The organism is Paraburkholderia solitsugae (genome assembly GCF_013177695.1).
In the GTDB taxonomy this organism is placed as follows: domain Bacteria; phylum Pseudomonadota; class Gammaproteobacteria; order Burkholderiales; family Burkholderiaceae; genus Paraburkholderia; species Paraburkholderia solitsugae.
Genome location: NZ_WOEY01000128.1, coordinates 57037 through 78117 on the forward strand (window position 1 = coordinate 57037; position 21081 = coordinate 78117).

At 63.6% G+C, this 21081-nt stretch carries 20 protein-coding genes; 15 read left to right on the top strand and 5 right to left on the bottom strand.

The window, feature by feature from the left end; translation table 11 throughout:
- Window positions 1-33 precede the first annotated feature (33 nt).
- Genes GNZ12_RS32560 through GNZ12_RS32570 form a run of 3 tightly spaced genes read left to right on the top strand, consistent with a single transcriptional unit; the run spans window position 34 to window position 3768 of the window.
- Window positions 34-1065, top strand: coding sequence for an iron ABC transporter substrate-binding protein (locus GNZ12_RS32560; protein ID WP_172316142.1), 1032 nt, complete (start codon window positions 34-36; stop codon window positions 1063-1065).
- Window positions 1066-2670 (top strand): ABC transporter permease, encoded by a 1605-nt coding sequence (locus GNZ12_RS32565; RefSeq protein WP_172316143.1) that lies wholly within the window; start codon window positions 1066-1068, stop codon window positions 2668-2670.
- Between the two features lie 39 nt (window positions 2671-2709).
- Window positions 2710-3768, top strand: coding sequence for an ABC transporter ATP-binding protein (locus GNZ12_RS32570; protein WP_172316144.1), 1059 nt, complete (start codon window positions 2710-2712; stop codon window positions 3766-3768).
- A gap of 10 nt (window positions 3769-3778) precedes the next feature.
- Here the strand turns inward: GNZ12_RS32570 and GNZ12_RS32575 are convergent, their stop codons facing one another.
- On the bottom strand, window positions 3779-4666 hold the full coding sequence (locus tag GNZ12_RS32575; RefSeq protein ID WP_172316145.1) for a LysR substrate-binding domain-containing protein: 888 nt from the start codon (window positions 4664-4666) through the stop codon (window positions 3779-3781).
- A gap of 101 nt (window positions 4667-4767) precedes the next feature.
- Here GNZ12_RS32575 and GNZ12_RS32580 point away from each other — a divergent pair, with 101 nt between their 5' ends.
- Together GNZ12_RS32580 and GNZ12_RS32585 are read left to right on the top strand one after the other, a co-directional pair.
- Window positions 4768-5688, top strand: a complete 921-nt coding sequence (locus tag GNZ12_RS32580; protein WP_172316146.1) for a DMT family transporter — start codon at window positions 4768-4770, stop codon at window positions 5686-5688.
- A gap of 523 nt (window positions 5689-6211) precedes the next feature.
- Entirely contained in the window at window positions 6212-8350 is a 2139-nt protein-coding gene (locus GNZ12_RS32585; RefSeq protein ID WP_172316147.1) for a TonB-dependent receptor, read from the top strand.
- A gap of 91 nt (window positions 8351-8441) precedes the next feature.
- Here GNZ12_RS32585 and GNZ12_RS32590 read toward each other — a convergent pair whose 3' ends face one another.
- A complete protein-coding gene (locus GNZ12_RS32590; protein WP_172316148.1) occupies window positions 8442-9740 on the bottom strand; it encodes an MFS transporter in 1299 nt (432 codons plus the stop codon).
- 211 nt (window positions 9741-9951) lie between these two features.
- Between GNZ12_RS32590 and GNZ12_RS32595 the strand changes: the two genes are divergently transcribed.
- The 8 genes from GNZ12_RS32595 (at window position 9952) to mdcH (ending at window position 17069) form a co-directional block, all read left to right on the top strand.
- Window positions 9952-10725, top strand: a complete 774-nt coding sequence (locus GNZ12_RS32595; protein WP_172316149.1) for a GntR family transcriptional regulator — start codon at window positions 9952-9954, stop codon at window positions 10723-10725.
- Window positions 10726-10733: 8 nt separating this feature from the next.
- The gene (gene mdcA, locus GNZ12_RS32600) at window positions 10734-12404 is read left to right on the top strand and encodes a malonate decarboxylase subunit alpha (protein WP_172316150.1); all 1671 of its coding nucleotides are present in this window, start codon (window positions 10734-10736) and stop codon (window positions 12402-12404) included.
- A 119-nt stretch (window positions 12405-12523) separates the two neighbouring features.
- Window positions 12524-13435, top strand: coding sequence for a triphosphoribosyl-dephospho-CoA synthase (locus GNZ12_RS32605; protein ID WP_235993950.1), 912 nt, complete (start codon window positions 12524-12526; stop codon window positions 13433-13435).
- The gene (locus tag GNZ12_RS32610) at window positions 13423-13737 is read left to right on the top strand and encodes a malonate decarboxylase subunit delta (RefSeq protein WP_172316152.1); all 315 of its coding nucleotides are present in this window, start codon (window positions 13423-13425) and stop codon (window positions 13735-13737) included. Before GNZ12_RS32605 ends, GNZ12_RS32610 begins: the two co-directional genes overlap by 13 nt.
- A complete protein-coding gene (locus GNZ12_RS32615) occupies window positions 13734-14618 on the top strand; it encodes a biotin-independent malonate decarboxylase subunit beta (RefSeq protein WP_172316153.1) in 885 nt (294 codons plus the stop codon). The genes GNZ12_RS32610 and GNZ12_RS32615 overlap by 4 nt, the downstream gene beginning before the upstream one ends.
- Window positions 14615-15430 (top strand): biotin-independent malonate decarboxylase subunit gamma, encoded by an 816-nt coding sequence (mdcE, locus tag GNZ12_RS32620; protein WP_172316154.1) that lies wholly within the window; start codon window positions 14615-14617, stop codon window positions 15428-15430. Before GNZ12_RS32615 ends, mdcE begins: the two co-directional genes overlap by 4 nt.
- Window positions 15430-16137 (top strand): malonate decarboxylase holo-ACP synthase, encoded by a 708-nt coding sequence (locus tag GNZ12_RS32625; protein WP_172316155.1) that lies wholly within the window; start codon window positions 15430-15432, stop codon window positions 16135-16137. Before mdcE ends, GNZ12_RS32625 begins: the two co-directional genes overlap by 1 nt.
- Window positions 16137-17069: a malonate decarboxylase subunit epsilon gene (mdcH, locus tag GNZ12_RS32630; RefSeq protein WP_172316156.1), complete on the top strand. Its 933-nt coding sequence runs from the start codon at window positions 16137-16139 to the stop codon at window positions 17067-17069. Before GNZ12_RS32625 ends, mdcH begins: the two co-directional genes overlap by 1 nt.
- A gap of 38 nt (window positions 17070-17107) precedes the next feature.
- Here mdcH and GNZ12_RS32635 read toward each other — a convergent pair whose 3' ends face one another.
- From GNZ12_RS32635 to GNZ12_RS32645, 3 genes are all read right to left on the bottom strand, one after another.
- Window positions 17108-17428: a type II toxin-antitoxin system PemK/MazF family toxin gene (locus GNZ12_RS32635; protein WP_172316157.1), complete on the bottom strand. Its 321-nt coding sequence runs from the start codon at window positions 17426-17428 to the stop codon at window positions 17108-17110.
- Window positions 17422-17670 (bottom strand): AbrB/MazE/SpoVT family DNA-binding domain-containing protein, encoded by a 249-nt coding sequence (locus GNZ12_RS32640; RefSeq protein ID WP_074287847.1) that lies wholly within the window; start codon window positions 17668-17670, stop codon window positions 17422-17424. Before GNZ12_RS32640 ends, GNZ12_RS32635 begins: the two co-directional genes overlap by 7 nt.
- Window positions 17671-17793: 123 nt before the next feature.
- Window positions 17794-18732: a LysR family transcriptional regulator gene (locus GNZ12_RS32645; protein WP_172316158.1), complete on the bottom strand. Its 939-nt coding sequence runs from the start codon at window positions 18730-18732 to the stop codon at window positions 17794-17796.
- 174 nt (window positions 18733-18906) lie between these two features.
- On the opposite strand from GNZ12_RS32645, the gene GNZ12_RS32650 reads away from it, so the two are divergent.
- Both GNZ12_RS32650 and GNZ12_RS32655 read left to right on the top strand, forming a co-directional pair.
- Entirely contained in the window at window positions 18907-19686 is a 780-nt protein-coding gene (locus tag GNZ12_RS32650) for a putative hydro-lyase (protein ID WP_172316159.1), read from the top strand.
- Between the two features lie 76 nt (window positions 19687-19762).
- Window positions 19763-21067: an MFS transporter gene (locus GNZ12_RS32655; RefSeq protein ID WP_172316160.1), complete on the top strand. Its 1305-nt coding sequence runs from the start codon at window positions 19763-19765 to the stop codon at window positions 21065-21067.
- The last annotated feature ends 14 nt before the right edge of the window (window positions 21068-21081 follow it).

Below are 21081 nucleotides of genomic sequence, written 5' to 3' on the forward strand. Positions count from 1 at the left end.
AGACCAACAACATCACTAACGGATTTTAGGATCATGGCTCATTCCTGGTTTGGCACCCGCCTGCGCCTCCTCAGCAGCGCTGCGGCCCTCACGCTGGCGGCCTTCGCAACGGTGCCGTCGACGGCTCATGCTGAGTCGATTACGCTGTACAACGCGCAGCACGAACAGGTCGTCAATGTGCTCGCCAAAGACTTCGAAAAGCAGTCGGGCATTTCGGTGAAGATCCGCAACGGCGAAGGCCCGGCGATGGCTGCGCAAATCGTCGCGGAAGGCGCAGCGACGCCCGCCGACGTGTATTTCACGGAAAACTCGCCTGAGCTGATGCTGCTCGAAGAGAAAGGCCTGCTGAACAAGGTGGACAGCGCAACGCTCGCAACCGTGCCGGCGCGCTTCAACTCGCCGACCGGCGCATGGGTGGGCGTGACCGCGCGCGAAAGCGTGCTGGCCTACAACACGGCCAAGCTGCAGGCATCGCAACTGCCGCAATCGCTGTTCGATCTGGCCAAGCCGGAATGGAAAGGCAAGGTCGGCATCGCACCGAGCGACAGCGACTTCCTTCCGCTGGTGAGCGCCGTGCTCGCACTGAAGGGTGAAGCACAAACCGTCGCATGGCTGAAGGGCCTGAAGGCCAACTCGCAGATCTTCGACGACGACGAAGGCGTGGTGGCCGCCGTCAATCGTGGCGGCGTCGCGACGGGCCTGATCAACAACTACTACTGGGCGCGTCTGCACGCTGAAATTGGCGACGCGAAAACCCGTAGCGCGATCTATCACTTCGGCAACAACGATGCCGGCGCGCTGGTGAACGTGTCGGGCGCGGCCGTGCTGAAGTCCGCGCACAACGCGGACGGTGCGCAGAAGTTTCTCGCGTATCTGGTCAGCGACCGCGCACAGAAGCTGATGGCGAACAGCCACGTCATGTTCGAGTATCCGCTGCATGCAGGCGTTGCACCGGACCCGATCCTCAAGCCGTTCGGTGAACTGAACCCGCCCGCGCTGACGATCCAGCAACTCGGCGACGACAGCCAGGCCGGCAAACTGCTGCGCCAGGCAGGCTTGCTGTAAATGAGCGAAGCCGTGTCAGCCGGCCCCCCGGCTGTAACCCCCGCCCCGGCGCGCGCCCATTCGCGCGCGCCGCGCGGTCTGTTCGCGGCAGCAGCACTCAGCGCTTTGCTGGTGTTGCTGCCGATTGCGTTTACCTTCTGGCGCGCAGCGAGTTTCGGTATCGGCGAGGCGGTCGATCTGATCTTCCGGCCGCTGGTCGGCGAACTGCTCGTCAACACGGTGCTGATCACCGTATCCACCACGGTCGTCTGCGCTATCGTCGGCACAGCGGCCGCATGGTTTGTCGAACGCACGCATTTGCCGGGACGCCGCATCTGGGCCGTGCTCACCGCCGCGCCGCTCGCGATGCCGGCCTTCATCTCGAGCTACGCCTGGGTGTCGCTGAGTCTGGATTTGCAGGACTTCAACGGCGCGCTGCTGGTGCTGAGCTCCGCGTATTTCCCGCTCGTCTATCTGCCGGTGGCCGCCGCGTTGCGCAGCATGGACCCGGCGCTCGAAGAAAGCGCACGCGCGCTCGGCTGCAATCGCTGGACCACCTTCATTCGCGTGGTGCTGCCGCAACTGCGTCCGGCGCTCCTCGGCGGCATGCTGCTGGTCGCGCTCGGCGTGCTGTCTGAATTCGGCGCGTTTACGCTGCTGCGCTTTCACACCTTCACCACGCAAATCTATGCGGAATACCGCACCAGTTTCGACGGCGGCGGCGCTTCGCTGCTCGCGTGCCTGCTGATCGTGATCTGCCTCATCGTGCTGGCGTTCGAGTTTCGCGTGCGCGGCGCCGCGCGTTACGAGCGCGTCGATCGCGGGACGCGTCGCGCGGTCTTGCGCTACGACCTCGGTGCATGGCGCTGGATCGTCGTCGCCGGCTTCGCCGCGCTGGCGATCGCCACGCTCGGCGTGCCGCTCGGCATGATCGGCTACTGGCTCACGCAACCCGGCGCGGCCGCCGTCACGCCGGCCGACGTGTCGCCTGAACTGCTGTTCAACGCAACGATCTCGTCGCTCGGCTTCGGGCTCGCCGCCGCGCTGCTCACCACGCCGCTGGTCGTGCCGCTCGCGTTCCTGCTGGTGCGCTATCCGACGCGTTTCGCGACGCTGTTCGAACGCACCGTGTTTCTGGCACAAGGCATACCGGGGCTGGTGATCGCGCTGGCCATCGTGTCGCTTGCGGTGCACGCCCTGCAACCGCTCTATCAAAGCGCGACGCTGCTAGTGATCGCTTACGCGATGCTGTTCATGCCGGTGGCGCTGGTGAGTGTGCGCGCCGCCTTCATGCAGGCACAGCCGCGTCTCGAAGAGACGGCACGCGCGCTCGGCCTGACCTGGTCCCAGACCCTGTTCCGCGTGGTGTTGCCGCTGGCGGGTCCTGGGCTTGGCGCGGCAGCGGCGATGGTGTTCATCTCGGTCGTCACCGAGTTGAATGCGACGCTGCTGCTCTCCCCCATCGACACGCAAACACTCGCGACACAAGTCTGGGCCGATACGTCCACGATGGCATTCGCCGCCGCAGCGCCCTATGCGGCGCTGCTCACCGGCATTTCGCTATTCGCTTCCGGCCTCCTGTTCGCGTTGCTTGGCAAATCGGCGCTACTCGGTGAGCGCAGCTGAACGTCGCGCGCCATTGCGCGCTTTTTCCATCGGATTTTCATGAGCGAACTTCGTATCCGCGGACTGCAAAAATCGTTCGACGGCCATCCGGTGCTACACGGCATCGATCTCTCCGTCGAGCGCGGCACGCTGCTCGCGCTGCTCGGACCGTCCGGCAGCGGCAAGACCACCTTGCTGCGTCTGTTGTGCGGCTTCGAACGCGCGGATAGCGGCAGCGTCGAAATCGACGGGCGCCGTGTCGCCGGCGACAACCTGCATGTGCCTTCCGAGCAGCGCCGCATCGGCTATGTGCCGCAGGAAGGCGCGCTGTTTCCGCATCTTTCCGTGGCGGACAACATCGTGTTCGGCTTGCCGCGTACGCAGCGCCGCGCACGTCATCGTGTGGCTGAATTGCTGGAGCTGGTCGGCTTGCCGACGAACTTTGGCACGCGCGCGCCGCAGCAGTTGTCGGGCGGTCAGCAGCAGCGTGTGGCGTTGGCGCGCGCACTCGCGCCGGCGCCGACGCTGGTGATGCTCGACGAACCTTTCTCCTCGCTCGACGCCGCCTTGCGGCTCGAAACGCGGCAAGCGGTGGCAAGCGCCCTGGCCGCGACGGGCGCAACGGCGGTTCTTGTCACGCACGATCAATCGGAAGCGCTGTCGCTCGGTCATGAGGTCGCGGTGCTGTGGAACGGCCGGCTGATCCAGACCGCCACGCCGGAGACGCTGTACCGCCGGCCGGTGACACGTGAACTCGCGTCGTTCGTCGGTGAAGCGGTGTTGTTGCCGGGCGTGGTCAAGCAGGATCGCGTCGACTGCGAGCTCGGCGACTTGCCGCTGTGCGAGCCGATGGGCAATGGCACAGTCGATGTGATGGTGCGGCCTGAACAGATCCGTCTGCTTCGTGCTGAAGAGACAATGCCGAATGGCGCGGCGGCCCATGACGCCGTCGTGCAGGACGTGATCTTTCAGGGGCAGGACGCCGGTGTCACGCTGCAATTGCAGTCCGGCGCGCGGACCGTGGTGCGCGCCCGGGTACCGGGGTATCTGTCGCCGCGGCCGGGGGAACACGTGCGGCTCGCCGTGGATGGCGAAGTGACAGCTTATCCGCGCGTCTAGGCGATAAACGCTACGCGGACGCCGCCGCCCCGCGCGTTTGCGGGCGCAGCGACAAATCCTGCACCATCTGCGCGGCCAGATAATCGCACGTAGGCCGGTCCGATTTGGCGCTGCGCGCCACCACGATTTCCAGCGGCGCGATCTTCGGCAAGCCTTGCGCTTCGCCGAGTATCGCCAGCCGCGGCGGTACGCTGCAACGCGTGAGCGCAATCACCGACAGCCCCGCGTCCACCGTCGCCACTAATCCCATCAAACTTGCGCTGCTAAACGCCGCCCGATAGCGGATGCGCGCACCGTCCAGCGCAGCCAGCGTATGCTGGCGCGCGACACAACCCGGCTCGTAAAGCCCGACCGGCAAAGGCGACGCCGCCAGCACCGGCGTATCCACCGACGCCCCCACCCACACCATCGGCTCGCTGCGCACGAATTCGCCACGCAATTTGCGGTCACGCGTGACGAAGGCGAGATCGATCTTGTTGTCCGCCAGCATCGGTGCGAGCGACGTGCTCTGCGCGCAGACAATCTCGATCTCCACGTGCGGATACAGATTTGAAAAGCGCCGCAACACCGGCGACAACAGCGACGACACGTAATCGTCCGGTGCGCCGAGCACCACCCGCCCGGTCACCTCGGGCCGCACGATCGCCGACCACGCCTCCTCATGCAACGCCAGCACGCGCCGCGCGTATTCGAGCAGCGTATTGCCGGGCCGTGTAAGCGAAAGATTGCGCGTGTTGCGCGCAAACAGCGTGGTGCCGAGCATGGTTTCGAGCCGCTTGATCTGCATGCTGACCGCCGCCTGCGAGCGGTGCACCGTAGTCGACGCCTTCGTGAAGCTGCCCGTTTCCACCACCGCGACGAAGGTGCGCAGCAAATCGACGTCGAATTCGGGGTGCATGATTTATCAATCCAGCTTATGGAATTACTCAATTTAATTCGTTTGCCGGTGCCGCGCAAGCCGCGCAATACTTGTGGCTCCACCTTATGGAGCCGCATCGCATGTCCCTCACCCAACGTCAACAAGGCGCCATCACGCTGGCCAGCGGCGGGCTTCTGATGGGCACGCTCGGCATCTTCGTCGAGGAAGCGCGGCTCGGCGCGCTGACGCTGGTGTTCTTTCGCTGCCTGTTCGGTTTCCTCTCGCTCGCCGCGTATTGCGCGTGGAAAGGATTCTTCACACGCGCGCATTTCACGCGGCGCACCGTCGCGCTGGCGTTGATCTCCGGCGTGTTGATGGTCACGCAGTGGGTCGGTTTCTTCGACGCGATTCATCGCACCAGTATTGCGGTGGCGACGGTGGTGTTTCATGTGCAGCCGTTCTGGGTCGTGCTGATGGGCGCGGCGCTATTCAACGAGCGCCTCGGCGCCGACCGGCTCGGCTGGATCGCGACCGCGTTCGTCGGACTTGTTTTGGCCTCGGGCGTCGCGGCCGCCGGGAGTCTGCAGGGACACGCGAGCTATCTGATCGGGATCGGCGAGGCCTTGGCTGGGTCAGTGCTGTATGCGAGTGTCACGCTGATCGCCAAAGGGCTCGGCAATTTGCGGCCGCATTTGCTGACGCTCGCGCAATGCGCGGTCGGCGTGGTGTGCCTGCCGTTCATTGCGCCGCTCACTGCCGTGCACATTGGGCCGATGCAGTGGTTCTGGCTGGTCGGCATGGGCGTGCTGCATACGGGGCTCTCGTATGTGCTGATCTACGGCGCGCTGCCGAAGCTGACCACGCCGATCATCGCCGTGCTGCTGTTCGTCTATCCGCTGACGGCGATCGTGGTCGATGCGGTTGTGTATGGGCGGGCGCTGTCGCTACCGCAACTCGCGGGCATGGTATTGATCGTCGTCGCCAGCCTCGGCGTGAATCTCGGCTGGCCGTTGCTTTCGATGCTGCGTCCCGGCGGACGGGCGCGGCATCACGCGGATTGAGCTTTGAGCAGTAGGCCGGCGGCGCCAGACTGGTTGCACGCCAGTCGCACGCCAGTCGCACGCCAGTTGCACGCCGGTTGCAGTGACCGCGCGACAGTTAGCGTTCGCGGCATCAGCTTTCATTTCGCCGAAAAAAAACCTGCAGAAACCCCGCATTTTCCATTCAGCCTGCACAATCGAGAATCGTTCTCGTTTATAATTTCAAGACATTACGAGCCGGGCACTGATCCGGCTTCTGCCGCACCTCCCGTCCCCACATCGACATGCCATTCCGAGGCAGCCGATGTCACGTCAGCGCATCTCGCACGCTGACGCACGGCACCCCGGCCGTTTCAATTTTCGAATTCATTCGACAGCAACAGGGGAATCACCACTTCAACTCGCTTGACCGACCACACGGCCCTTGCCGGGCCGTGCGCGCCTGCTTGCGCTTTTTTTGCGCCCGCCTGGCGCTTTTGCGTCACCGCTTCCGCTGCACACGAAAACCAATAGCACCACCGATCCACACTCGAAGAACGTCGCCATGAACGTCAATAAGAATACTTACCGCGCATTGCTGCTCGCCACGTCTCTTGCCAGCGCCAAACCTTTGCTGGCGCAGGAAACGACGCCCACCGCCGGCGCCGCCGACGGCACCCTGCCCGCCATCGCCGTCAAAGCCGCCGCCGATCGCTCGTACGACTCAAGCACCTCGAACACAGCGACGAAGATGAACATGTCGCTAATGGACGTGCCGCAAACGGTCAACGTCGTGCCGCGCGCGCTGCTCGACGAACAGAACGCCACCTCGTTGCAGGACGCATTGCGCAATGTGCCGGGTATCGGCTTTTCGGTCGGCGACGGCCAGCGTGACCAGATCACCTTGCGCGGCTTCAACAACATCACCGATCAATACGTCGACGGCATTCGCGACGATGCGCTTTACTACCGCGATCTGTCGAACGTGGAGCGCGTCGACGTCCTGAAGGGGCCCGCGGCCGTGCTCTATGGACGCGGCTCGGCCGGCGGCCTGATCAACCGCGTCCTGAAGAAGCCGACGGCGGATCCACAGCAAGCCGTGGGCGTGACGCTCGGCACCGAAGGCGAACGGCGCGGCGAATTCGATCTCGGCTGGAATGCGAACGACACCGCGCGATTTCGCATCACCGGTGCCGCCGAAAACTCGAACAGCTTTCGCGATCAGTTCCAGTTGAATCGCCAGGCCGTGGCGCCGTCCGCGCAATTCCGCATCGATAAAGACACCACGCTCAATCTCGAAGCCGACTATCTGCACGACCGACGCACGTCGGATCAGGGACTGCCCGCTTATCTCGGCCGCCCGGTCAACGTGCCCATCAACACGTATTACGGTTCGGCCGACGCCGCCAACACGTCGTATAACGATGTCGACGCGAAAAGCGCAACCGTATCGCTCGATCATCGCTTCAACGATTCGCTGTCGTTGCACACTGCCGTGCGCGCGTACGACTTTTCGCTCGAACGCAAAAATTACGTCACATGTGAACCGATCAAGACGGCACTGAACCCGGTCGTAACGCTCGACCAGTCGACCCGCTTTCGTCAGGATCACGGTGTGGACGGCCTCTTCGAGTTGACGCAGAAGACCACGCTGTTCGGCATGAAGCACGAGTTGCTATACGGCGTCGAGTTGTCACAACAGCAGAAGTTCGACACGATCTACTCGACCAACAAGGTCGCCACCTACAACCTGTACGATCCGCAGCTCATCGATTTGCCGGGCGTCAAACCGGGTACCGCGGCAAAGACGAATGCAGCGACGGTGCTCGGACTCGCCGGCGTCTACACGCAAGACCTGATCTCGCTGACCGAGCACTGGAAGGTCCTCGCAGGCCTGCGCTTCGACTACCTGACGCAGACCCGCAACGACTACACCTCGACGCACGTGAATCTGGATCGCACGGACCGCGCGTGGAGTCCGCGCGTCGGGCTGATTTACGAACCGCTCGACTGGGTGTCGCTGTACGCGTCGTATAGCCAGTCGTTCTCGCCGCTCGCCGATACGCTGATCAGCAGCGGCGCGTTTGCGAACGGTTCGGCGCTGGCGCCGCAAAAGACGACCAGTTTTGAAGTCGGCTCGAAATTCGACCTGGGCCGCGCGAGCGCGAGCGTCGCGCTGTTCGACATGAAGCAGACCAATCAGCAGATCGCCGATCCGGCCAACCCGACTTACGCGCTGCCGATCGGCACGCAGCACACGCGCGGTCTCGAGCTTTCGATGACGGGAGAGATCGCGCCAAAGTGGTCCGTGTATGCGGGCTACGCGTATCTGAACGGAAACGTCGACGGCTCGCCGCAAGCGAGTTCAGCCGGGCTGGTGCTGCACGACAATACGCCGGGCTTGATGCCGCGTCATAGCGCGAGCGTGTGGATCAAGCGTGATCTGAAGTACGGGTTCTATGCGGCTGGCGGTGCGCAGTTCCAGTCGGCACGCTATACATCGGCGAGCGATGCGGTGACGTTGCCTTCGTTTGTGACGTTCGATCTCGGCGCGGGGTATCACGGCAAGAACGTGGACGTGGCCTTGACACTGGATAACCTGTTCGATCGCAAGTACTTCATCGCGGCACACGGCAACGCGGATATGTACAACATGCCGGGCGCGCCGCGCACGCTGACGGTGTCGGCCAGGTGGCATATGTGAGGGTTTTGACACATAGCATGCGTTGATGCGTTAAATGAAAAACCGGACAGTGCGTCCGGTTTTTCGTTTCAGTCGTCGTTGTGGAAGCGACTCACTGCGGCAGCACCTCCCCCTTCGTCTCCGGCGCAAACGGAATCACGAACAACCCCACGATAAACGCCAGTGCCGTGAGCGCCACCGGCACGCCGAGCGTATGCATATGCAACACGGCCGCGCCGAGCAGAAAGTTGACCCCCGCCCCGACAAACCGTCCGAACGACGTGCAAAACGCAAACGCCGTCGCACGCACTCGAGTCTCGAACTGCTCCGGCAGCCACAAGCTGAATAGCGCGAAATTACCGCCGAAGAAACCCAGCACGAAGAGCCATGCGATAAACGGGGCGAGCCCGTTCGGCAGATAGAACGCCCAGCCGAAACTGCCGACAATCGCCACCGCCATGCCAGTGAAGTAGATCGCCAACGTCTTTTTTCGGCCGATCCGCTCGGCCATCGGCGGCAACGCGAGACAGCCGAGAATCGTCGCAATCGACAGCAAGCCGGTCGCGAGCGACGCCGTCCTGATCGCATCGTTCTTCGCCATGCCGGCCTTCGTCGCCAGTTGAATCACAGCCGATGGCTCGTACACCGCGCCCGCCCACAAACCGACGATCGCGATGGTCAGCAGAATGCACGCGACCCACGTGCGGCGCCGATAGGTCGGCCCGAGAATTTCGCGCAGCGGTTTGACTTGCACGGTGCTCGCCTCCGCCTTCTGCCACTTCTCCGACTCCTTCACGCGCAGCAGCACCAGAATCGCGACCACGACCGGCACCGCGCCGGTCAGGAACATCGCGCGCCAGCCGAAGTGCACGCCGATCGTATAGTTGAGCGCCGCCGCCAGAAAGAATCCGGCGTAGTAGCCCGTTTGCAGGTACCCCGCACCCATCTTGCGGCGATCTTCCGGCCATGACTCGGCCACATACGTCCCCGCCAACGCCCACTCGCCGCCAATGCCGACCCCGGCAATGAAGCGATAGATGGCGAGCTCCCACACGTTGTGCGAGGTCGCGGCCAGTCCCGTGAAAATGGCGAACGTGAAAATGGTGCCCGCCAGCACCTTGGTGCGGCCGAAGCGGTCCGCCAACGGCCCCCAGATGAACGACAGCCCCCAGCCGACCAGAAATAACGCGAACAGAATCGAACCGGCGAGACCGACATTCGCGGGCGTCGCGGCGTACCCCGAGCGCGGCAACAACTCGGTCAACGCCGGCGTCAACACGAGCGCGTAGATGAACGAGTCCATCCCGTCGAGCGTCCAGCCGGCCCATGCTCCCCAAAACCCTGCGATCTGCGAACGATTGAGCGGCGTACGGCGCCGCGCGACCGACGTGCGGTCGGTTAGTGAACTCATCATGCTCCTCCGGCCCTGCGGTTGACGTACGTGGCGTACGTGGCTGACATAAAGGGAACGACGGGATCGCGCGCTTGTTACTGAATCGGTACGCCTCGTATAACGTTGAGAGATACGACGCTGAGAGGACACCACAGGCCGCCGGTGGCGAAAAACTTTCCGGGTTTGCCCGCCTTTAAAGTGCGCAATTTCATATATAATATTCGATATCATGAACGACGCAATAGATGGTTTTCCCCTGGACGCCCCGGCGCGCAGCCCGCTTCTACCGGCTGCGGCGCCGCGTGAGAGCATGTCCCACGTCATCGCCGAGGCACTGCGCGCGGCGATTGTCGACGGCACCCTGGCACCAGGTGCACCGCTGCGACAGGACGCAATCGCACGGCATTTCTCGGTCAGCGCAATTCCTGTGCGTGAAGCCTTGCGCCAACTCGAAAGCGAAGGCTGGGCGAGAACCGCCGTGCATAAAGGCGCGACCGTCGCGCCGTTGTCGGCGGATGAAGCGCGCGAAATCTACGAGATCCGCTCCGCGCTGGAGAGCCTTGCCATCGGCCTCGCCATTCCCAATCACACCGCCGCCACGCTGCGCGAAGCCGCCGGCCTTTGCCGTGCCGCTGAACGCGAGTCGGACCCGTCGTTGTACGTCGGGCGCAATGAGGCGTTCCATATGAGCCTGTACGCACCCGCTGCCCGTCCGCAACTCGAGGACATGATCGGCACGCTGCATCGGCGCGGCGAACGGTATCTGCGCCTGAAGTTCGGCTTGCCGTCGTACAAAGGCGAGTCGGACAACGAACACGCCGCCTTGCTCGACGCGGTACAACGCCGCGATATTCCTGCAGCACAGTCCCTGGTCGTCACGCATCTGCTCGGCACTGGCGACCTGCTTCATCGTTTCCTGACCGAACGCGCGCAGGCGGAAGCCGCGCTTGCGAATCAACCCAAGCCGCGCGCCAGACGCACGCGCACCACTTCCGGGAGCTGAATCCGCCGATGAACCGACCCGCCGAAGCCGCCTACGCTTCCACCCCCGCACGTTCCTGGACCACGCGCCGCGACGAAAAGAACCGTCGCCTCGCGGCCATTGCGCCATGGCTGGAAGACGGCGTCCTGCCGACAAACCGCATCATCGATGCACTCGAAACGCTGATTCAACCGGGCGACCGCGTCGCACTCGAAGGCGACAATCAGAAACAGGCCGACTTCCTGTCCCGCTCGCTCGCCAAGGTAGATCCGCAAAAAATCCACGACGTGCATCTGCTGATTTCGAGCATCGGCCGTCCTGAGCATCTGACGTTGTTCGAGCGCGGCATCGCGCACAAAGTCGATTTCTCGTTTGCCGGGCCGCAGAGTTTGCGCGTCGCGCAGTTGCTCGAAGACGGCCAGCTGGAAATCGGCTCGATCTACACGTACGTCGAGTTGTACGCGCGGATGTTCGTGGATCTGACGCCGCACGTCGCGCTGTTGTGCGCGGACAAGGCCGACCGTCACGGCAATCTGTACACCGGTCCGAACACGGAAGACACGCCGACCATCGCCGAAGCCGCCGCGTTCCGGCACGGCATCGTGATCGTGCAGGTCAATGAAATCGTCGATGAATTGCCGCGCGTCGATATTCCAGGGTCGTGGGTCGACGTGGTCGTCGAGGCGGATCGGCCCTTCGCGGTCGAACCGCTCTTCACGCGCGACCCACGGCATATCGGTGACCTGCAGGTGCTCACCGCGATGATGGTGATTCGCGGCATCTACGAACCGTATGGCGTCACGTCACTGAATCACGGCATCGGCTTCGATACCGCGGCGATCGAATTGCTGCTACCCACCTACGGCGAATCGCTCGGCCTGAGAGGCAAGATCTGCCGCAACTGGACGCTCAACCCGCATCCCACGATGATCCCCGCGATCGAATCGGGCTGGGTCGACAGCATCCATTGCTTCGGCAGCGAAGTCGGCATGGAGGCGTATATCGAAGCGCGCCCCGACGTGTTTTTTACGGGCAACGACGGCAGCCTGCGCTCGAACCGTGTGCTCTGCCAACTGGCCGGTCAATACGGCGTCGATCTGTTTATCGGCTCGACCTTGCAGATCGACGCAGACGCGAATTCATCGACGGTCACGCGCGGACGCCTCGCCGGTTTCGGGGGCGCGCCGAACATGGGTCACCATCCGCGCGGCCGACGTCATTCGAGTGAAGCGTGGCTCAAACTGCTGAAGGATCAGGGCCCGGTCTCGCGCGGACAGAAGCTGGTCGTACAGATGGCCGAGACGTACAAGAAGGGCGGCGAACCGACCTTCGTCGATGAACTCGATGCGGTCGCGGTCGGCGCGAAAAGCGGCATGCCGATTGCCCCGGTGATGATCTACGGCGACGACGTGAGCCATGTCGTCACCGAGGAAGGCATTGCGTATCTGCACAAAGCCGAAGGGGTCGACGAGCGGCGCGCGGCGTTGGCTGCCGTGGCCGGTGTCACGCCGATCGGGCTGCGCGCCAAACCGGAGAAGACGGCCGAGTTGCGCCGGCGCGGCATCGTCGCGTATCCGGAAGATCTCGGCATTCGGCGTGGCGAAGCGAAGCGTTCACTGCTGGCCGCGCGCAGCATCGACGATCTGGTGACATGGTCGGGCGGCCTGTACGCGCCGCCGGCACGCTTCAGGAGCTGGTAACCATGCGCGCCCGCGAAGCTTTGCTCGAATGGGCCGTCGAAGGCGCACCGCAGCAGGAGACGGAAGCTGACTCCGCCACCCTGCACTGGTCCGTTGCGCCAGCACGCCGTACGGGCACGATGCCGCAAGCGGCGAGCACAGCCAACAGCGCTGCAGTGGGGCGGCTGACGGGACTGTCTGATACCCAACTCGCACGCTATGCCGTCACCGCGCTGATCGAAGAAGCGCAACTCACGCCGAAACCCGCGCTGGTCGACCGGCGCGGCAGCGGTGCGCATCGCGACCTCGATCTCGCCACCATGCTGCGCTCGGCGCATGCACTCGAACCGACCTTCGCGGCGCTCGCACGCGTGGCGCGCCGCCGCGGCGAACCATCGGCGCTTTTGCGGACTGAACTCGCGCAAATCGGCCGCGCCGGCGAGCAGGACATGCTGCATGCCACCGGCGGCAGCAATGCGCATCGCGGTGCGATCTGGATTATCGGCTTGCTGGTGGCGGGTGCTTCGATGCCTGGCTGTGGTACGCGTCTGAACGCTTCGTACGTCTGCGCACTCGCAGCGCAGATTGCCTGCTTCCCGGATCGCTTCGCCGCCCCCGCCGATAGTCACGGAGAACGCGCGCGGCAGCGCTATCAGGTGGGCGGAGCACGCCGTGAGGCACAAGACGGTTTCCCGCACGTGATCGATATCGGTTTGCCGGCGTTGCTCGCCGCGCGAGCCGGCGGAGTCGACGAAAACGCCGCGTGCGTCGACGCCCTGCTCTCGATCATGGTGTCGCTCGACGACACCTGCCTGCTGCATCGGGCGGGTTTGCCGGGTTTGCACGCGGCACAACAAGGCGCGCGCCGAGTGCTGCAAGCGGGTGGAAGCTCGACACCGGACGGGCGCACCGCCCTCGCCGCACTCGAACACGACTTGCTGTCGCTCAACGCATCGCCTGGCGGCGCAGCCGATCTGCTCGCCGCCACCCTCTTTCTCGATATGCTGGCGCATCACGACGCTAGCGGGAGCTCAGCCTCATGGAACATCTGACCTTCGACTATCCGGCGCAACGCGCCGTCACGACCCGCGCACATGTCGGCGTGGTCGGTTCGGGCGATCTGGAAGTCCTGCTGTCGCCTGCTGAAAACAGCACGGCCCTGACCGCGCATGTGGTCGTGCGGACCAGCGTCGACGGTTACAGCCACATCTGGAAGAGCGTGCTCGACCGCTTCTTCACCCGTTACGACGGCGCCGCACAAATCGAAATCAACGACTTCGGCGCGACCCCCGGCGTCGTGGCGCTGCGGCTCGCGGAAGCCATCGAAGCGGCGGAACAGGGAGACGACGCATGAGTACGATCGCCACCGCACGTTCCGCGCCGATGCTGCGCGACAGCTTCATCGAACTGCCGGCGCGCGAACGCGCCCGCTCGCTGCTCGACGCGGGCACGTTCCGCGAATTGCTCGGACCGTTCGACAAAATCGAATCGCCGTGGCTGCCGCTGCAAGGTGTCGTCTGCCAGGCGGATGACGGTTGTGTGATCGCGCGCGGCACCATCGACGGTGAGCCCGCCGTCATCGCCGCAATCGAGTCTGCGTTCCAGGGCGGCAGCATCGGCGAGGTGTCGGGCAGCAAGATCGCCGCCGCGCTCGACATGGCCTTACGCGACTGCGAACGCGGCAAGATCGTCCGTCCTGTCGTGCTGTTCGAAACGGGCGGCGTCAGGCTTCAGGAAGCCAACCTCGGCCTCGCAGTGATCGCCGAGATTCAGGCCGCGATCGTCGCGTTGCGCCGGCATGTGCCGGTGGTCGGCGTGATCGCGGGGATGGTCGGTTGCTTCGGCGGGATGTCGCTGGCGGCGGCCCTGTGCTCTTATCTGGTTGTGACGAAGCAAGGGCGGCTCGGCATGAACGGCCCCGAGGTAATCGAACAGGAAGCGGGTATCGAAGAACTCGACTCGAGCGATCGGCGCCGCGTCTGGCAGTTGATTGGCGGCGAACAACGGGCCGTAACCGCGCTCGCCGATCAACTAGTCGACGACGATGCGGACGCCGTGCGCGCCGCCGTGCGTTCAGCGTTCACGCAAGGCGTGCCGGCTGCGCATCGCAGCGAACAGGTCGACATTTTCCTTAACCGCCTCGCGCAGATCGACCCGGCCAGCGTCACGCCGGAAACGATGCGTGACGTGTACAACCCGCATGTCCAGGACAACACACGCAAGGAGCAGGCATGAGCGATACCACTCTCAGCCGCGGCGCGCGCTGGTTCCATGCACTGGCCGGCGAACCGTCAGGTAAAGCGCCCATATGGAGCGGCGATGCGTCGCTCGGCGGCGAGACCACGCGCTTTATTGCCGTCGTCCCCGATCCAGACAACCGCTTTCCGCGGGCGACCGATAACGTCGTCGGTCTCGAACAAGGCTGGCAACTCGCGCGCGCTGTGCGCGAGGCCATCGCGCAGGACGCAGCGAGCGGTACGCGCCGCCCGATCGTCGCGATCGTCGATGTCAAAAGCCAGGCGTACGGCTACCGCGAAGAAATGCTCGGCATTCACCTCGCCTGCGCCGCAGCGGTCGATGCCTATGCATCGGCGCGCGACGCCGGGCATCCGGTGATTGCGCTGATCGTCGGACCCGCCATGTCGGGTGCGTTCCTCGCGCACGGCTATCAGGCCAACCTGATCGTCGCACTCGACGCGCCAGGCACGATGGTCCACGCGATGGGCAAGGAAGCCGCCGCACGCGTCACGCGGCGCACGGTCGAAGAACTCGACGCGCTCGGCGAAACCATTGTGCCGATGTCGTACTCGATGACGTCATTTGCCAAGCTCGGCCTGCTCGATCAGCTGATCGAAGGCGTCGACGCCGATGCGCCGGATGCCGAGCAAATCGAGCGCGTGCGGCAGGTGTTAGTCGAACAGATTCACAGCGCGCGCAGTGGAAAACGCGATCTGTCCCATCGTCTGGAATCGGCTGCGGCTCAGAAGAATCGCGCAGCGTCGATCGAAGTGCGGCGGCGTCTCGCCGAACAATGGGATGCCGTGTAATGCAGGTCTGCGCGGCGCCGCCGTTTGCAGCCGATCACGCGTTGTCGTGCGATGCGCGGTGGCAACCACATGATCTGCTGCGCTTGCACCGTTTACCGCGGTTCGACGGTGAACCTGCGTGGGTTCGCGGGGCATTCGAGCGCGCGCCGTATGCGGTCGTGAGACGCGCGCTGGCGGCTGAAGGCTTCGTCGCGATCGGCTTGCGCGGTGTGGGGCGGTCGCAGCGTTACGGCACGTGGGTGCATCTGGACGATATTGAAACGGCTGTGGCGCCGGAAGCGTTAGCGCGACGCGCTCCTGTTGCGGAGCGCAATGCGTTACCCGTTTTCACGGCCCTGGCTGCATTACAACGCGACGCGGTCGGCGGCGACACAGCCGGCGCATTGGGGCGATTCGTTTGGGGACCAACCGGCAGCACAGGCTTCGAACTGGCCACTCAGGCACCCACTGTCACGCTCTCGAGCGATCTCGATCTGTTGATCCGCACGCCGGAAAAACTCTCGCACGACATGGCCTTGCAGTTGCTGGACCATGTGCAAGCCATTGCGCAATGCGCCGGCATTCGCGTGGACGCGCAACTTGAAACGCCCGCAGGCGGCGTTGCGCTGGCCGAATGGACAGCGGGCAAAGCACGCGTAATGGCACGCCATGCTCGCGGCCCACAGTTGGTTACCGATCCGTGGGCACCCGCTCACGTCGATGCCTGATGCTCGCCCTTCTGTTTCCCGGCCAAGGTGCACAATCCGACGGATTTCTGCATCGTCTGCCGCAGCACCACGCTGTAACCGACACACTCGAAGAAGCGTCTCAGGTGCTCGGCACCAACGTACTCGCACTCGACACGCCAGACGCGTTGCGCTCGACTGTAGCCGTTCAGATCGGGTTGACCGTCGCGGGCGTGGCAATCATGCGCGCACTGGTGGACGAACAGCTCACGCCGGAGATCAGCGCGGGTTTGTCAGTGGGTGCGTATGCAGCGGCGGTCAGTTGCGGCGCGATTCGCTTTGCCGACGCGTTACGGGTGGTGCGAAAACGCGCCGAATTGATGGAGACGGCGTACCCGTCCGGCTACGGTCTCGCAGCCGTGTCGGGTTTGACCGAACACCAACTGGAAACACTCGCCACACAGCATGCGGATGCGGGCCATCAACGGGTCTATGTCGGCAATGTGAATGCGCCGCGTCAGATCGTCATGGCGGGGGCGAATAGTACGCTGGACACGTTCATCGAACGCGCGCTGGCAGCAGGCGCACGCAAAGCGGTCCGTCTTGCGGTAAGCGTGCCATCACATTGCGAACTGCTCGCGCATGCCACGGACGAGCTTGTTGCGTACGCACAGGACGTACCCTTTCACACGCCGCACAGCACCTATATCGGCAATCGCGGCGGCCGCCCCTTGTACACAGCAGAGGCCATTCGCGACGATCTCTCGACCAATATGCGCTACACCGTGCGCTGGTTCGACGCGCTCACCGTTATGCAGGAAATGGGCGCCCGCGTGCTGATCGAAGCCCCGCCGGGCCAGGTGTTGACGGACATTGCGCGCGAGCACTTTCCGGATACCACCGCGCTTGCCGCGAGTACTTTTACGTTCGAAAGGCTGGTGGCGACTGCCCAACGGCGCCTCGAGGCAAATTGAGCACAGGCACGCCATTCGGCCGACGCACGCTTCATTGCTCACTCCACAAAGATTTCCTGCAGCGTAGACAACGCATTCGATAGCGCCGTATCCGACACCGCGCCGGCTCGCGTCACGAGCCGCGTCTTGTCTACCGTGCGAATCTGGTCGAGAAGGATCAACCCTTTCTTGCGCGAGAACGTGAGCGGAACACGAAAAGGTGCCGCGCGACCGGCAGTGGTCATGGGCGCGACAATCACGGTCCGCAGGTGATCGTGCAACTCTGCCGGCGACACCACCACGCAAGGACGCGTTTTCTGAATCTCGCTGCCGACGGTCGGATCCAACGCAACGAGCCAGACGTCGCCGCGCGCTACCACTCGAGCCCCGCGTCATCGGCGTTGGGAAATTCGCCCATCACCAGCGTGTCGTCTTTCGATGCCGCCAACGAACGGCTTGCGTCGGCCCATCCCGCACGCGCTTTCTTTTGCGGACGCCGTATCACCAACGCGTTTCCTTCCACTTGCATATCCACTTCGTCCTCCAGCCCAAGTTGGGTCAAGATCGGTTTCGGAATCAGTACACCATGGGAATTACCCATTCTGCGGATGGTCGTTTTCATGGCTGAACCTGAAGTGAAATCCTAAACGGTCGGGGCACTAAAGTAAACACAATGTTATTACAGTGTAGCACGGCAAACGGCATAAGACGAATGACGTGTTTTGCGTGCTTTTGATCGCTCGCTTCACCGCCTCTCAATCAACTGCCTCCCCATCGCCTTCGCATACTGATCACACGCGCTGCGCGCGACACGTGAGGCCGCCAGCACGCCAACGTCGGCGTCGTCGCGGTAATACATGGCAACGTCGATCGGCGGCGGCAGTGGACGCACCTGCAATTGCCCCAGTTCGCCACTGCTCAGGAAAGGCTCGACGAACAAGGCCGGCACGGCCGCAATCCCATAGCCATCGCGCAACAGTTTCACAATCACCGCCACCGACGGCATGCAGGTCACCTGGGTATCCGCAAGCGGCACGCCGGCGCGCTTCGCGAGCGTCTCCACGATCGCTTCCACGGCGACTTGCGGCGCGGTGCCACGGCCGAACGTCAGCACGGGTTTCTGCAATACCGTCCGCACATGTTTCGCGCGGCTCGACGGAATCAGATCGTGGCGCGCGATCCAGCGCACCGGATAGCTTGCCAGAAAGGTCGAAACGATCGACGCTTCCTGCTCGCCGGTTTCCTCCACCTGAATGACGAGATCCAGTTCGCCGGCGCGCAGCCGCGGCCCAAGTACAGCGCTCGAGTCAACGGTCAGGTCTACGACGATGCGGTTGTACTCGACGTTCAGCATCCGGATGTAGTCCGGCAACCAGCTATGCACCACCGTTTCGATGACGCCGAGCCGCAGCCGCTTGGTCACCTGGGTTTCGTCCTGCGCGGCCAGTTGCAGCGAGCGCGTGGCCTGCACCACCGAGCGCGCATGCGCAAGCAACCGTTCGCCATGCGCCGTGAGTTGAAACTCCGCGGCGTCGCGCTCGATCAACTCGACGCCCAACTCGGCTTCAAGCGTCTTGATACGTAGCGAAATCGCGGCGGGCGTCGCATGCATCGCAGCGGCGGTCGCGCGAAAACTGCCTAGACGGGCGAGCGTCAGAAACGTTTCGACAAAGCGGGTATTCATTGCATTAGTTCTCCCGACAGCGACCCGAAGTACTCGATCATCGCCGCAAAACCACTGGCGACGCTGTTAAGTTTAATTTAACGAAACGCAAGAATAACTCGCTGGATGGATATTTTTGGCGTTACTAATCTGGATTCCATCAGTCACCTGGACCTAGCTGGAGTCGAGCCGTTCATGTCCTACACGCCTTCCGAGTTTCGTCAGCAGATTCGCAGCCGCCGCCTGTCCGGGCCGACTGCGGGCTACTGCGGCGACTATGCGCAAGCCAATCTCGCCATCCTGCCCAGGCAATACGCCGACGACTTCCTGCGCTTCTGCACGCTCAATCCGAAGGCTTGCCCGTTGCTCGGCATTGGCGAACCGGGCGAATGGCGCATCCCGTCGCTCGGCGTCGATCTCGACATTCGCAACGACGTCCCCGCGTTTTACGTGTACCGCCACGGCGAACGTGCCGAGGAAGTGCGTAGTCTCGACAAGCTGTGGCGCGACGACCTGGTGGTCTTCGCGATTGGCTGCTCGTTTTCATTCGAGGAAATGTTGCGGCGCGAGGGCATTCCGCTGCGTCATATCGAACAGCAGGTCAACGTGCCGATGTATCGAACACACGAGCCCAACGTGGCCGCAGGCGTATTCGGCGGCAACCGTGTGGTCTCGATGCGGCCGATGAAAGCCGCCGACGCGATCCGCGCCATTCAGATCACCAGCCGTTTTCCCGCGGTACATGGCGCGCCGGTTCACATCGGCGATCCCTCGCTAATCGGCATTCGTGACATCACCCGGCCCGATTTCGGCGATGCAGTCGACGTGCACAGCGACGAGTTACCGGTGTTCTGGGCCTGCGGTGTCACACCGCAAGCCGCGATAGAAAGCGCGCGTTTGCCGTTTGCAATCGCACATAAACCGGGACACATGCTCGTCACCGACATTCCCAACACCACGCTGGCGATGCTCTAGCCGCGGCGTTCTTTGAGTTGTCCCATCACAAGCCGTGCGGCAAGACGCGGCCACTGACTACGACCGGAGCCCATGTATGAAAACTGAAGCGCAGTTGACCGCAGACACCGAGCGCTACAACGCACCCGGCACAGGCAAAAACCCGTTTGCGTGGTATCAGCAGATTTCCACCGGTGAGAAGCGTGCGTTCTGGAGCTGCAAGATCGGCTACGTGCTCGACGCAATGGACACGCAATTCCTGAGCTTCGTGATTCCGACTCTGATTGCGACATGGGGCATCACGCGCGGCGACGCCGGCCTTATCGGAACGGTCACGCTGCTGAGTTCAGCACTCGGCGGCTGGGCGGCCGGTGTGCTATCGGATCGCATCGGCCGTGTGAAGACTTTACAGATAACGATTCTCTGGTTCGCGGTGTTCACTCTGGCTTGCGCGCTGGCGCAGAGTTTCCCCCAGTTGCTGTTGGCGCGCGGACTGATGGGGCTCGGCTTCGGCGGCGAGTGGACGGCGGGCGCGGTGCTGATCGGCGAAGTGATCCGTCCGCGTGACCGTGGCAAAGCGGTCGGCCTGGTGCAGGCAGGCTGGGCGATCGGCTGGGGCGTGTCGACGCTGCTGTTCATGGCCGTGTTTTCATGGGTACCGGCCGATTACGCATGGCGCGTGCTGTTCGCGATCGGCATTGCGCCGGCGCCGTTCGTGATCTGGATTCGCCGCTTCGTCGAAGAACCGGAGGTGCATCGGCAGCAGAAAGAAGCGCAAGTCGCGGCACAAACGCACCCTTCGCTGCTCGACATCTTCCGCGGCGATATCGTCTGGACGACGCTGCGCGCATCCATTCTCGCGACCGGCGTGCAAGGCGGCTACTACGCGGTGACCACGTGGCTGCCGACGTATCTGAAAACCGAGCGGCACCTGAGCGTGATCGGCACCGGCAGCTATCTGGGCGTGGTGATCGTCGGTTCGTACTGCGGCTATCTGACGGGCGCTTACGTCAGCGACAAAATCGGCCGGAAGCGCGCGTTCATCGCGTTCGCGCTGGCCTCGTGTGCGATCGCGTTGATCTACACACAACTGCCGCTCGACAACCTCACGATGCTCGCGCTCGGTTTCCCACTCGGTTTCTGCGCGTCCGGTATTTTCTCGGGGATGGGCGCGTTCCTCACCGAGCTGTTTCCGACGCGCATTCGCGGCTCCGGCCAGGGGTTCTGCTACAACTTCGGGCGGGCGGTCGGCGCGACGTTTCCGTTCCTGATCGGCCACGTCTCGCAGAGCATGACGCTTGGTCACGCGATCGGCGTATTCGCCGCCGCGGCATACGGTATCGTGATCCTCGCCGCGCTGACCTTGCCGGAAACCAAGGGACGCGAACTCAACGCTGCTTAAGCCGCACCACCGCG

Excerpts from the sequence above, each read along its gene's own strand:
- GNZ12_RS32655 (WP_172316160.1), top strand. The coding sequence starts at position 19,763 with ATGAAAACTGAAGCGCAGTTGACCGCAGACACCGAGCGCTACAACGCA.
- GNZ12_RS32560 (WP_172316142.1), top strand. The coding sequence starts at position 34 with ATGGCTCATTCCTGGTTTGGCACCCGCCTGCGCCTCCTCAGCAGCGCT.
- GNZ12_RS32610 (WP_172316152.1), top strand. The coding sequence starts at position 13,423 with ATGGAACATCTGACCTTCGACTATCCGGCGCAACGCGCCGTCACGACC.
- mdcE (WP_172316154.1), top strand. The coding sequence starts at position 14,615 with ATGAGCGATACCACTCTCAGCCGCGGCGCGCGCTGGTTCCATGCACTG.
- GNZ12_RS32645 (WP_172316158.1), bottom strand. The coding sequence starts at position 18,732 with ATGAATACCCGCTTTGTCGAAACGTTTCTGACGCTCGCCCGTCTAGGC.
- GNZ12_RS32585 (WP_172316147.1), top strand. The coding sequence starts at position 6,212 with ATGAACGTCAATAAGAATACTTACCGCGCATTGCTGCTCGCCACGTCT.
- mdcH (WP_172316156.1), top strand. The coding sequence starts at position 16,137 with ATGCTCGCCCTTCTGTTTCCCGGCCAAGGTGCACAATCCGACGGATTT.
- GNZ12_RS32595 (WP_172316149.1), top strand. The coding sequence starts at position 9,952 with ATGAACGACGCAATAGATGGTTTTCCCCTGGACGCCCCGGCGCGCAGC.
- GNZ12_RS32570 (WP_172316144.1), top strand. The coding sequence starts at position 2,710 with ATGAGCGAACTTCGTATCCGCGGACTGCAAAAATCGTTCGACGGCCAT.
- mdcA (WP_172316150.1), top strand. The coding sequence starts at position 10,734 with ATGAACCGACCCGCCGAAGCCGCCTACGCTTCCACCCCCGCACGTTCC.
- GNZ12_RS32590 (WP_172316148.1), bottom strand. The coding sequence starts at position 9,740 with ATGAGTTCACTAACCGACCGCACGTCGGTCGCGCGGCGCCGTACGCCG.
- GNZ12_RS32580 (WP_172316146.1), top strand. The coding sequence starts at position 4,768 with ATGTCCCTCACCCAACGTCAACAAGGCGCCATCACGCTGGCCAGCGGC.
- GNZ12_RS32625 (WP_172316155.1), top strand. The coding sequence starts at position 15,430 with ATGCAGGTCTGCGCGGCGCCGCCGTTTGCAGCCGATCACGCGTTGTCG.
- GNZ12_RS32575 (WP_172316145.1), bottom strand. The coding sequence starts at position 4,666 with ATGCACCCCGAATTCGACGTCGATTTGCTGCGCACCTTCGTCGCGGTG.
- GNZ12_RS32640 (WP_074287847.1), bottom strand. The coding sequence starts at position 17,670 with ATGAAAACGACCATCCGCAGAATGGGTAATTCCCATGGTGTACTGATT.
- GNZ12_RS32615 (WP_172316153.1), top strand. The coding sequence starts at position 13,734 with ATGAGTACGATCGCCACCGCACGTTCCGCGCCGATGCTGCGCGACAGC.
- GNZ12_RS32565 (WP_172316143.1), top strand. The coding sequence starts at position 1,066 with ATGAGCGAAGCCGTGTCAGCCGGCCCCCCGGCTGTAACCCCCGCCCCG.
- GNZ12_RS32650 (WP_172316159.1), top strand. The coding sequence starts at position 18,907 with ATGTCCTACACGCCTTCCGAGTTTCGTCAGCAGATTCGCAGCCGCCGC.
- GNZ12_RS32605 (WP_235993950.1), top strand. The coding sequence starts at position 12,524 with ATGCCGCAAGCGGCGAGCACAGCCAACAGCGCTGCAGTGGGGCGGCTG.